The 13,637-nt window shown below is 38.1% G+C and carries 16 protein-coding genes; 8 read left to right on the plus strand and 8 right to left on the minus strand.

Annotation, left to right across the window (positions count from 1 at the left end; all coding sequences use genetic code 11):
* Window positions 1–2: 2 nt before the first annotated feature.
* The 6 genes from ACHSBP_RS13330 to ACHSBP_RS13355 are packed head-to-tail and all read right to left on the minus strand — an operon-like array spanning window position 3 to window position 3,925.
* Window positions 3–1,208 carry a low temperature requirement protein A gene (locus ACHSBP_RS13330; RefSeq protein ID WP_395389124.1) on the minus strand — a complete coding sequence of 402 codons (1,206 nt, stop codon included), beginning with the start codon at window positions 1,206–1,208 and terminating at the stop codon, window positions 3–5.
* Window position 1,209: 1 nt separating this feature from the next.
* Window positions 1,210–1,764 (minus strand): carboxymuconolactone decarboxylase family protein, encoded by a 555-nt coding sequence (locus ACHSBP_RS13335; protein WP_010559188.1) that lies wholly within the window; start codon window positions 1,762–1,764, stop codon window positions 1,210–1,212.
* A gap of 12 nt (window positions 1,765–1,776) precedes the next feature.
* Window positions 1,777–2,418, minus strand: coding sequence for a DsbA family oxidoreductase (locus ACHSBP_RS13340; protein WP_395389126.1), 642 nt, complete (start codon window positions 2,416–2,418; stop codon window positions 1,777–1,779).
* The gene (locus ACHSBP_RS13345) at window positions 2,418–2,783 is read right to left on the minus strand and encodes a cupin domain-containing protein (RefSeq protein WP_395389127.1); all 366 of its coding nucleotides are present in this window, start codon (window positions 2,781–2,783) and stop codon (window positions 2,418–2,420) included. Before ACHSBP_RS13345 ends, ACHSBP_RS13340 begins: the two co-directional genes overlap by 1 nt.
* A gap of 8 nt (window positions 2,784–2,791) precedes the next feature.
* A complete protein-coding gene (locus tag ACHSBP_RS13350) occupies window positions 2,792–3,334 on the minus strand; it encodes a redoxin domain-containing protein (protein ID WP_010559185.1) in 543 nt (180 codons plus the stop codon).
* A 9-nt stretch (window positions 3,335–3,343) separates the two neighbouring features.
* Window positions 3,344–3,925: an NAD(P)H-dependent oxidoreductase gene (locus ACHSBP_RS13355; protein ID WP_010559184.1), complete on the minus strand. Its 582-nt coding sequence runs from the start codon at window positions 3,923–3,925 to the stop codon at window positions 3,344–3,346.
* Between the two features lie 120 nt (window positions 3,926–4,045).
* On the opposite strand from ACHSBP_RS13355, the gene ACHSBP_RS13360 reads away from it, so the two are divergent.
* From ACHSBP_RS13360 to ACHSBP_RS13370, 3 genes are all read left to right on the plus strand, one after another.
* Complete coding sequence (locus ACHSBP_RS13360) at window positions 4,046–4,417, plus strand: helix-turn-helix domain-containing protein (protein ID WP_010559183.1); 372 nt, start codon at window positions 4,046–4,048, stop codon at window positions 4,415–4,417.
* Window positions 4,418–5,112: 695 nt separating this feature from the next.
* Complete coding sequence (locus tag ACHSBP_RS13365; protein ID WP_395389128.1) at window positions 5,113–6,558, plus strand: sensor histidine kinase; 1,446 nt, start codon at window positions 5,113–5,115, stop codon at window positions 6,556–6,558.
* Window positions 6,555–6,800, plus strand: coding sequence for a response regulator (locus tag ACHSBP_RS13370; protein WP_395389129.1), 246 nt, complete (start codon window positions 6,555–6,557; stop codon window positions 6,798–6,800). The genes ACHSBP_RS13365 and ACHSBP_RS13370 overlap by 4 nt, the downstream gene beginning before the upstream one ends.
* On the opposite strand, the gene ACHSBP_RS13375 is transcribed toward ACHSBP_RS13370, so the two are convergent.
* On the minus strand, window positions 6,797–7,048 hold the full coding sequence (locus ACHSBP_RS13375) for a hypothetical protein (RefSeq protein ID WP_010559168.1): 252 nt from the start codon (window positions 7,046–7,048) through the stop codon (window positions 6,797–6,799). The genes ACHSBP_RS13370 and ACHSBP_RS13375 overlap by 4 nt on opposite strands.
* A 484-nt stretch (window positions 7,049–7,532) precedes the next feature.
* Here ACHSBP_RS13375 and folE point away from each other — a divergent pair, with 484 nt between their 5' ends.
* Window positions 7,533–8,174 carry a GTP cyclohydrolase I FolE gene (folE, locus tag ACHSBP_RS13380; RefSeq protein ID WP_010559167.1) on the plus strand — a complete coding sequence of 214 codons (642 nt, stop codon included), beginning with the start codon at window positions 7,533–7,535 and terminating at the stop codon, window positions 8,172–8,174.
* A gap of 56 nt (window positions 8,175–8,230) precedes the next feature.
* Here the strand turns inward: folE and ACHSBP_RS13385 are convergent, their stop codons facing one another.
* Window positions 8,231–8,641 (minus strand): hypothetical protein, encoded by a 411-nt coding sequence (locus ACHSBP_RS13385; RefSeq protein WP_395389130.1) that lies wholly within the window; start codon window positions 8,639–8,641, stop codon window positions 8,231–8,233.
* Between the two features lie 179 nt (window positions 8,642–8,820).
* Between ACHSBP_RS13385 and ACHSBP_RS13390 the strand changes: the two genes are divergently transcribed.
* The 4 genes from ACHSBP_RS13390 to ACHSBP_RS13405 all read left to right on the plus strand — a co-directional run bounded on the left by ACHSBP_RS13390 (window position 8,821) and on the right by ACHSBP_RS13405 (window position 13,637).
* Entirely contained in the window at window positions 8,821–9,669 is an 849-nt protein-coding gene (locus tag ACHSBP_RS13390) for an endonuclease/exonuclease/phosphatase family protein (protein ID WP_395389132.1), read from the plus strand.
* A 58-nt stretch (window positions 9,670–9,727) separates the two neighbouring features.
* Window positions 9,728–10,021, plus strand: a complete 294-nt coding sequence (locus ACHSBP_RS13395) for a DUF5329 family protein (protein WP_395389413.1) — start codon at window positions 9,728–9,730, stop codon at window positions 10,019–10,021.
* 252 nt (window positions 10,022–10,273) lie between these two features.
* Window positions 10,274–12,076 (plus strand): DEAD/DEAH box helicase, encoded by a 1,803-nt coding sequence (locus tag ACHSBP_RS13400; RefSeq protein WP_395389134.1) that lies wholly within the window; start codon window positions 10,274–10,276, stop codon window positions 12,074–12,076.
* Window positions 12,077–12,227: 151 nt separating this feature from the next.
* The gene (locus ACHSBP_RS13405) at window positions 12,228–13,637 is read left to right on the plus strand and encodes a COG3014 family protein (protein WP_395389135.1); all 1,410 of its coding nucleotides are present in this window, start codon (window positions 12,228–12,230) and stop codon (window positions 13,635–13,637) included.

Here is a 13,637-nt window from a genome sequence, read left to right on the forward strand (position 1 = left end):
CGTTAAGCTTTAATCTGTTCTTCTTTGGAAAAGGTAAGGTAGGCTCTTGTCACTGGAATGGCTATTTGAGAGATTAATGCCGTTCCCCATAAAAGATTACCTACTAAAGCTGGCACATAGGGTAAGACCATTAATGTTGCTAAAGCCAAAGCAACACCAAACATACGCACATTTGCGGTAGCAAATCGATGCGCTATGCGTTCTTCGATATTGAATTGAATCCAAAGTAGACACAGTAAATATGAGGCAAGCCCGATACAACCAATTGCACCATATTTAAGCGGGTATGGGTCCCAAAATCCTACTTTTACTTCACCAGCAAGCGCAACACCCACTATCACAGCAGAAAGCATCAGAAACAAATGGGCTAACCACCAGTTAACAAGTGTCCATTTTTCTTGATTTTTCGGTTTGCCATTGCCGACAAAGTCGAAATAAATCCAGCATTGAACAAATACCGCGATACCCCCAAACATAAAGTTAAATAGGACTTCTGGAGTAACTTTATAGACGCCCTTTTCGGAAAGAGTAATAACTAGCTTAAAGAATCCTTCACCAACAACTATGAGGAGCAATAAAGCAAACCGTTCAGACATATGCCCTAATCGAGGCAAAAATCGCTTACACTCTAAAACGCCAATTTTGGGAAGCATATACAGTAGTTGGATCGAAACAATGGCAAGTGCAAATACCGCAAAATTATACGGTTCAGGAAGAAAAGCACTTATTGCGAATACGATAGCAAGAACAAAGAAGTTGCGGCTTACTCTACGGGAAAGCACAGTTGCTTCAACACCTAACCTATTTGTTCTGTGATACAAGTATGCGGTGATCATTCTATTCGCTGCATAAGCAAGGGCAAAATACATCCAGCCTTTATCTAAAACATGAGGAATCGACGCAGCCATCACCATGGCGCTTACAATTTGGCAAGACATGATGAGTCGATGTTTTACATCAGTGCTGACATAAAGCGAGTTAAATACGCTAGAGTCCGCCCATGCAAACCACACAGCGATAAATAGTCCCGCAAATGCTAGAAAACCATCCACACTTAAGTGGTCACTTAAAAAATTTCCAAGTAAGAAAATAATGACCACATGGATAAGATCATAAAATAACTCAACCCAATGCACATGGTCATGCGCACCTTCATGATCTAAGTGGTGCTTTGGCAATCGCCACATTGGATGATTTTCTAGTGACATACTATTTCTCCGGCTTTTCCCAAGCATAAGGCTTCATAGCATCATCTACTTTTGTATGCGTTAATGCATTTGTGAAGTTTGAGATTAGTTTTGATGCTAGTCCGGTGAGTACTTCCAAAGCTTGGCGCTTAGTATATCCCGCATTCAAAAACTCATTTAACTTATCGTCACCAATATGACCTCGGTTGTCTAATAAGGCTTTTGTGAAATCATGGAGCGCTTGAAGTTTTGCGTCTGGCAGTTTAGTGCCATTTCTCAACGCTTCAATAACATCATCTGGCATTTTTGATGACTTCATCATCCATGTATGGCCCGGAACACAATAGTGGCAATTATTCTCAAAGTTTGACGTCATAAAAACAACTTGTTGCTCAACTGGGCTAAATGTTGTTTCTTTCATGAAGCTTGTAAAGGTTTGGTTGTACGCTTTATACGTTGCTGGCGCTTCAGCTAAAATTTTGTGGAGGTTTGGGATCATGCCAAAACCTGCTAAAGATTGCTCCATCAGTGGTTTCGATTCTTCTGGAGCCGTATCCGGTTCATAATATGTAAACATAATAAGTTGTCTCTATTTTAAATATTGATTGAGTACACGTTCGAAAGTTGTTACTTCTTTTGCACCTGATAGGGCCTGCTTGCCATTAAAAATAAATAATGGCACGCCATGTATTCCATTTCGATGCCAATGCGCTTCGCTTAACTTCACTTCCTCACTATATGAGTTGTTAGCTAATACAGACTGAGCTTGGTGAGAATTCAAGCCAACCTTGTCAACAATATGGATAAGTTCAGATGCTGTAAATGTGCCTCTATTACTGAAAAAATGCTCAAAAAGTGCTTCTGCTAATTGGTTTTGCAAATTACTTTCTTTCGCCCAGTGAAGCAGTTGATGGCATTGATGGGTGTTAAGCATTTTCATTTCATCAAAGTAGTTAAACGTGAAGCCGACTTTCTTGCCTTCTTCAGTCAACATGGCTCTGGCTCGAATGCTGCCTTTTAATGTAGTGCCGTACTTTTTCGACAAATGCTGTCTTAGGTTTTCACCTTCTTTTGGCATACTGGGGTTAAGCTCAAAGGGGTGCCAGACAATATTAACGTCAAATTTAGTGTCAAAATTGGCTAATGCCGTTTTTAAGCGCCCATAGCCAATGACACACCAAGGGCAAACCACATCAGAAACGATATCAATGTTAATTTGTATCTTTGACATCATTTTCTCTTTTCAACGATAATTGCAGTGATTGTTGTGTCACCAACATTTTTAACTTGGTGTTCCCATTGGTCATGCCACATAACATAGCCGTCTGGGATCTCCAAAGTCATGTCTTTTTCATTCGTTGTTATCGTCGCCTTGCCACCTTTTTCGAAGTAAACAGTCTCAGCATTGTGTTTATGCCAATTATCCTGTTCACCTGGTTTTAGTGTCATCTTGAGCACCATAACTTCCGCGTTCTCACGCAGCAGCTCATAGTGATTTGGAGACGCAATGTGCGCAGATTCGACTTTCGTGTCCTCTGCAAGCGCACTGCCAAACAATAGCGTTGAAATAACAGCTGACAATACAACCTTTTTCATAGGCGCTCCTATTTACGCATACCACGAATAGGGTAGTTGTTAGCGGGATTTCTTATCCAATCTAAGCCGCTTATCAATGACTGAAGTTCTGGCCTAACAAATGGATTGTTTGAAATGTCCACTACGTGGAGCTTTCCTTCGCTATTCACAACAAATAGACCCGGCTCAGCAAAAGGGTGATCCGTTTCTTCAGGCGATCTAGGATCTGATATATACAGTCCAAGCTCTTCCATCTGTTCAACAGTAAGGCCGTATGCGATAGGGAAGGTCACATTAAGTCTTTCCATATGACTTTCTAGTTGCGCTTTACTGTCACCAGAAACGGCGATCAAATCTACGCCTGTTTGAGCAAGTAAGCCTTTTGCATTTTCTAACTGGTTTAAGTAGCGGGTACAGAGCGGGCAGTGCTGACCTCTGTATACAACGACCATCTTCCAATCCAAACCATTTTCAGGAGTCGACAACTTTTTAATATCGCCATTCAAAAGTTTGGCTTCGATAATTGGAAAATTAGCACCTGCATGTAACTTACTGGTATATTCAACGCTCATGACTGCTCCTTAAAAATGTTTGTTAATGTGCGCTTCAAAACGTTTTAAGTCATTTTCCACATCGGCATTTTTCATCACATCAAAACACGCAAATGTTTCCATTGGTTTCATACCAAAGAACTTGAAGTTCATATGCATAGGGAACAGAAGATCATCAACAGATTTGCCATCAAAGAACTCAGTTTCGTCATTAAATGACTCTTCTGGCGCATTGAAAGTCAATGACATCATGTATTTCGTATTAGTTAGTGTGCCACCCATACCATAGTTTTCTTTAGGTGAGTCATGGTGGCGACCGTCACCATTACACAAAGCACCGCCCATACCTGCTGTATACACTTCATCCATATACTTTTTAAAAGACCAAGTAACCCCCATCCAATTAATTGGTGATTGGAAAATAACGAAATCCGCCCACTGATGGTTCTCTAGTTCTTTTTCAACATCTATCGTTTCAGACATTGTTACTACACGTGTTTTATGACCTTTTCCTTCTAATAAGCTAGCTGCTTTATCTACTAAGGTACTGTTAAGCTTGCCTTCAGAAAAAGGGTAATACTGATGACCATTGATGATTAAAATATTGCTCATTTGTGTTTACTCCAAAATTAAAATTTATTTTGAACGGTTATTTGTGGTATATTTTAGTTACCTTTTAACAACAATCAATTAGTATACTTTTAGTAACCTAGAATAAATAAGTGGGTAATTGTGGAAAGTTCAATAGAAACAGATAGTAAGGGAAGAAAAAAAGTTTATAACGCATGTACAGAGCCTTGTGCAATTGAAAAAGGCATGCGTTTAATCGGCGGAAAATGGAAAGGATCAATCATATATCATTTAAAAGATGAGCCCGTCCGGTTTAATGATTTAACTAGAATGTTAGGCGGCGCAACAAAGAAAATGGTTGATCAGCGTCTCAAGGAACTTGAAGACGAAGGTATGGTAATTAGAAAAGTTATAAGCGATAGACCAATCGCAGTTACTTATGAACTTACTGATTTTGGGAAGTCAGCTTTACATATCTTGGAAGAGTTAAGAACCTGGTCAGAATCGAATGATGTACAGCTAAATTCAAAGTAGCTTATTAATTAGCTCATCATTTAATACAATGTCATATGTTTTTAACCAAGATTTGGCCAAGTCAATGTCATTAAATAACTTAAAGTTTATGTTTTTATTTTGATAAAGATCGTGAACTTCCTTCGTTTGAAATCATAGTTGCGTGGCACAAAAGGATGACAGCAGATCCTCTTCATAATTGGGTCCGAGACATTATCAGTAGACAACCTGTCTAAATTTAATGCTCTTTTACAGGAAAGCTTAAAATAAAAGTGTACGAATAAAACACAGAGAGTCTAGCTCGTTTCTGTCCAAAAATGAATTGTGGTTAGCGTTTGTTATTTATTTTAACCATTAGCAGTAGCTAGACGACTCAATATGGCTCTTTGATATTGAAAACAAAATTTAAATAACTTTTTAATTTTCTAGTATTAGAAACGCTCTGACTTTAATTAAAAATATTTAAGTTGCGTTAAGTTTCTCTACTCACAGAATTACTGAGGTATTACAAATCTCACGGGGTTGCGTGAGATTCTCGATTTGAGTTACAACGACGACAGGAAGAAGTTAGACACATTTATGACGCAAAACACGTAATTTAACATAACGTACATTATAAGCTTTAATGTGTTTCGCTATATCAATTCTTTAGTGCAATTTTCGAATTAAGTTCTTAACTATATAAAGAACAAATTATTTTATAAATTACGTTTTACATGAGTGACTTTAAAAAACAACGTCATCTACTTAGCGTATACACAATCGCGGTTATTGTAACTGGTATCGCGCTTACATTCGTCTCACTGTACTTTTATAGCCAGGTTGATAAACAATGGCGCTTGTATTCAACTGATGCACAGCAAGTATACTCATTACATGACACGCTTATACAAAAAATGGGATATGGCGGGTTCATACATGATTTTAAGAACTTGGTGTTACGTAAAGACATTGAACGATATGAGCCATTACTTAATCAAAATCTACAAGACATAAAATTGACCTTGGAGAAGCTTAAGGAGTTTAATCAATATACACCTGAGTCAATTAAGGTTATAAGCAAAACGGTTACCGCCTACGAACAAAAGTTAAATGTTGTTTTAGTCATGATTGGCCAAGGTAAAAGCAGTGAACAAATTGATGCTGTTGTTAAAGTGGATGATTTACCCGCGCTTAAAGCGCTTGCACAATTTGATAGTCAACTAAATTCTCGTTTAACAAAAGAAGGAAAATTAATTAACAACCACTTTTCTGTTGCGTATAGCGTTCATATTGCCAGTATTGTTATTTTTCTTTGTTTATTCGCAATTTATTTTATTAAGTTAATATCAGCAAACAAAAAAGAACACGAGTTAACAAACAAAGCTTTGGAAGGCGCGCGCGTAAAATCTGATTTTCTTGCAAATATGAGTCATGAAATTAGAACACCGTTAAACGGCATTATGGGAGCGTTGCAATTACTTCAAGGTAATTTAAAACAAGTTAAAAATATCGACTTAGCCTCAAAGGCATTATTTTCGTGTAGAGCTTTATTGACAATCATTAACGATATTTTGGATTTCTCCAAAATTGAAGCAAATCGAATTGATATAGAACAGGTTGATTTTTCATTAGGTGAAGTTTTAGAAGGTTTATCATCTAATGTTTTGCCGCTAGCTAGTGATAAACGCATTTCATTTGCCATAGAAAAAGACAACAACATGAGTGATTTGTGGGTTGGTGATCCGGTTCGTGTCGGGCAAATTTTACTTAATTTAACGTCAAATGCAGTCAAATTTACTGAAACTGGTGGTGTAACTGTGTCTGTTTGCCGCAAACAATTAAATGATATTGATGGAATAAATTTTGTGGTAACCGATACAGGCATCGGTATGAGTGAAGAGGCATTATTTCAACTTTTTGAACGATTTACCCAAGCCGATTCAAGTATCACCCGCAAGTTTGGTGGCACTGGTTTAGGAATGGCAATCACAAAAAACCTTGTTACCTTAATGGGTGGAAAAATTACTGCAACCAGTGGTATTAACCAAGGTACGCAGGTATCTGTGTTTTTACCATTACCGCAAAGCGATAAAAACACGCTGGTGAGCGAAGAACAAACAATTACCCCACCCGATTTAAAGCATCTATCAATTTTAGTAGCGGTATTATCAAAGCTATGATAGAGGCAACTAATGCTTCTCTTCACTTTGTCACTGATGGTGCTGAGGCGGTTGAACAATTCACTGAATTCTCACCCGATTTAATTTTAATGGATATTCAAATGCCCAAAATGGATGGCATGGAAGCTTGTCGTCGTATTAGAGGCGAAAATGGTGACATTCCAATAATTGCTATAACGGCAAATGTGTTGTATAAAACTTTAAAAAGCTTTGCTGATAACTCAAACGGAAGTGATAGCTAAGAGTCGTAAGTTTCTTGGATCGCTTTGATATGCTTAATGTGTTGCTCAGACGCAGCATCAATATTGTTGAATTGGCTTTCTAACATGCCGGTGCTTACGCCTACTGTAATGATAATTGCTGATGCGATTGTGACAGACACTTTGGTGGTACGTGAGGTATTAGTAAAGAAATAATAAACGAGCCAAAGCAAAAATAAGTAAACAACAATCTGCCAAGCATAATTAAAAAGGGACTGAACTAAATCCATAGTATGTACTTCTTTACTAATCGTGAAGTTATTCTACCAAGAAGCGAATTTAAATTCCTATTTATTTTTACCCGCTTTCTTAGCTAAGAATTTTCCAAAGAGATTGAGTAACAAAACAAACAGAATTACTACAGAGAGTAACGCAAGTAATTTCATAATAAGCACTGACTATTTATTCATAGATTCTACAAAACTACCCTACTTATTTTCACTTTACTAGTTTTAGCGTTAAATACATTTGCGTGTGTAAATTAGATATAGGTATTAGAAAATAAACTATTTATGAAGTGTTAATAGCGTATTGCCAAATAACTACCAGTGCATAAATTGCGCAAAGTAGTTGTTTTGAAATATAGAATTCGTTTTTATGATTGTGAATTTCGGCAAAATCTCTACAATATACTCCTTTAAATGCGTCGTTAATCATCTCAATTACTATTGATTGAGGTCACTGGCTATCGTTCAGCCATATTTAGGAAGTAACATGATTTCCAAAGAAGCCACTCTTGTAAAAGAAGCGCTTATTGCTAAGGGGTTAGAAACACCTCTCAAAGACGTAGGCCTTAGTTCAGAACAAAAATATGACAAACTAAAAGGCTTATTTACAGAAGTTGTTGATACACTTGGGCTTGATCTTAATGATGATAGCCTAGCCGAAACGCCACATCGCATTGCAAAAATGTATGTGCATGAGATTTTTTCGGGGCTTGATTACGAAACCTTTCCAAAAATTGCGTTAATTGAAAATAAAATGCAAGTAGATGAAATGGTTAAAGTGAATAGCATTTCACTAACGAGTACCTGTGAGCATCATTTTGTTACCATCGATGGTTACGCCAAGGTCGCTTATATTCCAAATGAAAAGATCATCGGTCTGTCTAAAATCAATCGTATTGTGCGCTTTTTTGCAAAGCGCCCTCAAGTACAAGAGCGACTAACACAGCAAATACTCATTGCTTTACAAGCTCTGCTTGAAACTGACAATGTCGCAGTATCAATTAACGCAACTCATTATTGTGTTAAAAGCCGTGGTGTAATGGATGCCACGTCTGAAACATCAACCACTGCATTAGGTGGCGATTTCAAAACCAATAGCAATACTCGCGCTGAGTTCTTAGCGAATTAATACAAAAAAAGGTGTGATTAAAAATCACACCTTTTTTAATTAAATACAATTTTACTTTAGCTTGCAGTATTAATGCTTTTCACAAACTCAGTGACTGGCATGCCATTACACGTAAGTGCTTTAACATTCTTGCTTCGCTTCTCAACCGCTTTAACACCAAGCTTTGCCGCTTTTGCACATAATTGCGTCGCGTCACTATCATCTACTAAATTAAACTCTTGCGATGAGTTTTGATTTTCTTTTTGCGTTTTCGCAAAGGTTTTAAGTGAAACGCCATTACACGCGATATCTGAATAATGTTCACTGATAAATACGCCCTGCTCTTTTGCAAATGCTTTAGCAGCTTGAAATCCATTCGTTTTGGCTACATTACATACAGAAGTATAGAATGTATCTTTAGACACATCGTTGCTTGCAAAGGCAAATGACGACATAGTGAGAGTAAGTACTGAAATTAACTTAAGCATAATATAGCTCCTAAATGAATTTTGAGCGAATTATATACACTAAATTTAGTTTAACAATGGAAAATATAGCTAAAACCAAACTGTCTACAAATTAAACTAACTCAGTGATCATTAAGCTCACATCATTAACAAGCTGTTTTCATATTAACGATGAAAATGGCAAGCTAAAGGTGACCAATTTGGAAAAATTATTTAAGTTAACCATTTTGATGATAAGCGTCTGGTGTTTAAATGTTGCAGCCAGTAGTTATTGTGATAACACTCGCTCTGCCTCAGATACTCAGAAAAATACAGTTACGGTAATGAGTGCCAACATCGCCCACGGGCGCGGTACCAATTTCTCTCAGATAACCAGCTCAATTGAGCAGATTAAAACAAATTTAAACGCGATTGCGACAAAGGTGAATCAAATCAATCCCGATATTGTTGCGTTTCAAGAAATAGACAAAGCCTCTTGGTGGAGTGGTCAGTTTAGTCATGTGGATTACTTATTAAAACGAACAAATTTTCAAAATTACGTCGCCACGAGTCATGTAAATGCTTGGTGGGGAAATTATGGAACCGCGCTTTTTTCTAAACTTCCACTTATAAATTGTGATGGATTTACGTTTGCCCCAAGTTGGCCTACAACTAATAAGGGCTTTAGTTACGCTAAGGTTAATTTAAATAAGCAAACTCAAGATATCATTGTGGTTTCTTTGCATTTAGATTTCTCAAGAGCATCAGTACGTAATAAGCAAATAAAGGAACTTCTTACCAAACTCAAAGATTTGAACGCCCCTATTATAATTATGGGCGACTTTAATACCGATTGGCGGTGGCAAAATTCAATCGTTAAAACCTTATCAGATAGCTATGGCTTACGTATTTATAACGCACAGTCTAATGAACTCAACACCTTTGGCGCAAAAAGACTCGATTGGATAATGGTCTCGCAACACTTTACTTTTAAGTCATATTACAATGTTGAAGGCGCTTTATCGGATCATGCCTTTGTTGTTGCGGAGCTAGAATTCAGTGAGCTCTAAAATAAGCATTAAACTAAGTACATTACTATTATGTTTGTCTACGTTTGCGCACGGAGCAATGCTGCTTGAGGTAAAATTTTTAATAAACGAGATAAAACAAAGCGATTGTTCGTTTATACGTAATGGCGTTTCCCATTCAGCGAAACGTGCCGCTGAGCACCTAACATTAAAATATAACAATGGAAAATCATACGCACAAAACGGTAAATCCTTTATTAAAAATCTCGCAACTAAAAGCTCGTGGACGGGTATAGTCTATAAGATAAAATGTCCTAATAAAGAAGCTGTTAACAGTAATGGGTGGTTAAATAACAAACTGATCAATTTTAAAAAATCAACGCGAAACCGCTAAATTACTTGCATTGGCAGTATATTGCTGTATAGTGCCCCAACTCCGGCAAGCGCTGTGTTTTGGGACTTTATCAGCCAATCGTCGGAATGAACGCTAAATTACGCGTTAACTGTGTGACGAGGTAAAGACCAAACATAACTAAAATAGCTAACGCTATTTGGGTGCTATATGCTGCCATGTATATTTCTACATTTTGGCCTCTACCTCCGTGTATCTTATTTAGGCGAAAGCCGCAAAAAAGTTGAGTAGTAGATGTCAAACGACAAAATTTTATTCGAAGAACTAAACCTTCCTACCCCTATTCTAAGTGCAATTACAGAACTTGGTTTTGTAGAGCCAACTCCAATCCAACAACAGTCAATTCCAGCATTATTAGCAGGTAAAGATGTACTAGGTGAAGCGCAAACAGGTACAGGTAAAACTGCAGCATTTGGTTTACCACTACTAGCACGCCTAGATGCAAACCTAAACGCACCACAAATGTTAGTGGTATGTCCTACACGTGAGCTTGCTATTCAGGTAGCAGAAGCAATTACAGATTTCGCTAAAAACATTCGCGGCTTAAATATTGCGACTGTTTACGGTGGCCAATCTTATACTATCCAAAACCGCGACCTAAAACGTGGCCCACAAATAGTTGTAGGTACACCAGGTCGTATGATGGACCACATTGAAAAAGGTCGTTTAAACCTAGACAACCTAAAAGCATGTGTATTAGATGAAGCAGACGAAATGCTTAACATGGGTTTCTTAGACGATATTGAATGGATCTTAGACCATGTACCAGAAGATACGCAGATGGCGTTCTTCTCTGCAACTATGCCAGCACCTATCAAGAAAATTACGTCTCAGTTCTTAACTGATCCTGTTCACGTTAAAATTGCTGTTGAAAAACAAGCAAAAGCTAACATCACACAACGTGCATGGCGTGTTGGTGCTATTGGTAAAACAGCGGGTCTTGAACGTATTGCAGAAGTTGTTGATTACGATGCAATGATCGTATTCGTACGTACTCGTAACGACACCCTGACGCTAGCTGAGCACCTTGTTAATAAAGGCTTTAAAGCAGCAGCACTAAATGGTGATATGCAGCAGCAAGACCGTGAACGCATCGTTGACCAACTTAAGAATGGTCGTATTCACATTCTTATTGCAACCGATGTTGTAGCGCGTGGTCTTGACGTACCACGTATCAGCCACGTAATTAACTACGACTTACCATTTGATAGTGAATCATATGTTCACCGTATCGGTCGTACTGGTCGTGCTGGTCGTGAAGGTGAAGCGATTTTATTTGCATCACACCGTGAAATGCGTCTTCTTAACCGTCTAGAGCGTGCAACTGAAGGTCAAATCACGCCATTCGAAATGCCTGATGCAAGCCAATTAAGCAAGCACCGCATTGAAAAAACAAAAGAAAAGCTACTAAGCGTTGCAGCAAGCCCGAACCTTGAGAAATACACTGAGGTACTTGCTAAGTTCACTGAAGAAAGTGAAATTACAACGGAACAATTAGCAGCCGCCATGTTGTATCAACTACAGCAAAAACTACCACTATTCCCACATGCGGATCCGGTAGATAAGCGTGGCGCACGTGATGGTCGTCGTGAAGGTGGCCGTGAGCGCGGTGGCAGAGATGGTCGTCGTGAAGGCGGTCGTGAACGTCGTAATCCAGGTGATTTCGCTACCTATAAATTTGCAGTTGGTCGTGCACAAGGTGTTAAACCGAGTGACATCGTTGGCGCAATTGCTAATGAAGTACGTATTAATTCTCGTGAAATCGGTAATATCAAACTGTTTGATAACCATTGTCACGTTGAATTACCAAAAACATTGCCTAGCCAAGGTTTTGAAAAACTAAAGAACGTGACAATTCGTCGTCATAAAATTAACCCAAGCATTGTTGAAGGTGCAACGGGTCAATATGATTCTGAAAATCGTGGTAAGCGTCCACCTCGTAAACGTGAGCGTAGCAACGACGATCGTTCTATTAAAACATTTAAAAAGAAAAGCAGACCAAGAAGAGATGAGCGTTCGATGCCAACGTTTAACTAATTAAGGTTAGCTCCACAAAAAGCCATGCATTGCATGGCTTTTTTGTTATTAATCACTTACAAATTTCAACAACATAAAACGTGAAATAAACTATTTAGACGCTCATACTGTATATGAATTAAATTTAATGACTATGGCTGTTAGGTGAAATTTGCGTTTAGTATTTCAAGCTTTAATTATTACATGTACACTGGTGTTTTTGTCTGCTTGCAGCAGCATAACCAGCGGACAGCTATTTTCCAACTACACTGAACAACTCACCCCTGCTCGCAACGCATTACAGAGCGCAAATATGCAACAAGCCGCGAGTTTGCTACCAACACATTCAGCAAACAACGTATCTAATACGCTAGGTCAGCTTGAAAATGCAAGGGTGTCACAACTCTCTGAAAATTACACTGACAGCAAAGTTGCATTCGAAAATGCCCTGTATCAGATTGATAAACAAAATTTTGCAGCAAATATTGAAATCAGTGAAGGACTGCAAACAACGGCGTCGTTTTTAACTAATGACAATGTAAGAGACTACCGCGTCCCCTATTTTGAACAGACTATGGTGCACACACTGCAATCGCTCAACTATGTCGCTTTAAATAATGTAGAAGGTGCATTAGTAGAAGTTCGACGCGCTAATTTAGTACAGCAACAAGCACTTAAAAAAAATCAAAACGAATTAGAAAAAGCAGTAGCAAAAACATCGTTAGATTTAAACGACCTATACAGCCGCTATCCAACTATGGACGATATGATTGGCTCGGTTAAAAATGGCTTTCAAAATGCGTTTACGTTTTATTTGTCAGGATTTTTATACGAAGCTACGGGTGAATACAATGCCGCTTATATCGATTACAAACGTGCAATCGATATATATTCTGAAAACACCTATTTACAGCAAGATATTTTGCGTTTAGCTAAGTACCTTGGCTTTGATGACGAATATAACTATTTCAAAGCGCGATTTAATGCTGATTTGCCGCTAACAAAGAATAACCAAGTGCGAGTGCTTGTGTTAATAGAGCAAGGCTTAATTCCTGAAAAAACAGAAGCTCGTATCGATTTACCAATATTTACATCCCGCGATGATATTCGTTTTTATAGTGTTGCATTACCAAGTTATGCAAATAACCATGAATACGCAGCACCTCTATCTATTAATATTGGCGAACAAACATTACAAAGCGAAACAATCGTTAAATTGTCTGCCCTTGCGGCAAAAGATTTAAAAGAGCGTATGCCCGGAATCGTTGCAAGGCAAATAACACGGCTAATCGCAAAAGAGCAATTTAGAAAAAGCGCCGCGCGCAATGGCGGTGATGTTGGTAATATAATCGCAACACTTTACAACCTTGCGAGCGAGCGTGCAGATACTCGCTCGTGGTTAACGCTTGCGAATAATTATCAAATTGCAAAAACGTATCTTACAAGCGGTGAGCATACGCTTTCGATAAATTTAAATGGGATAACACATCCCGTTTCGTTTTCAACAGATGGTAACAAATCCGTTTTGATTAAGGTCGTTAATCTAGGTTCGACACTAAATACAACGGTTTATACGATATAG

Origin of the sequence: Pseudoalteromonas sp. XMcav1-K, assembly GCF_044005875.1 — a bacterium.
Classification (GTDB): Bacteria; Pseudomonadota; Gammaproteobacteria; order Enterobacterales; family Alteromonadaceae; genus Pseudoalteromonas; species Pseudoalteromonas spongiae.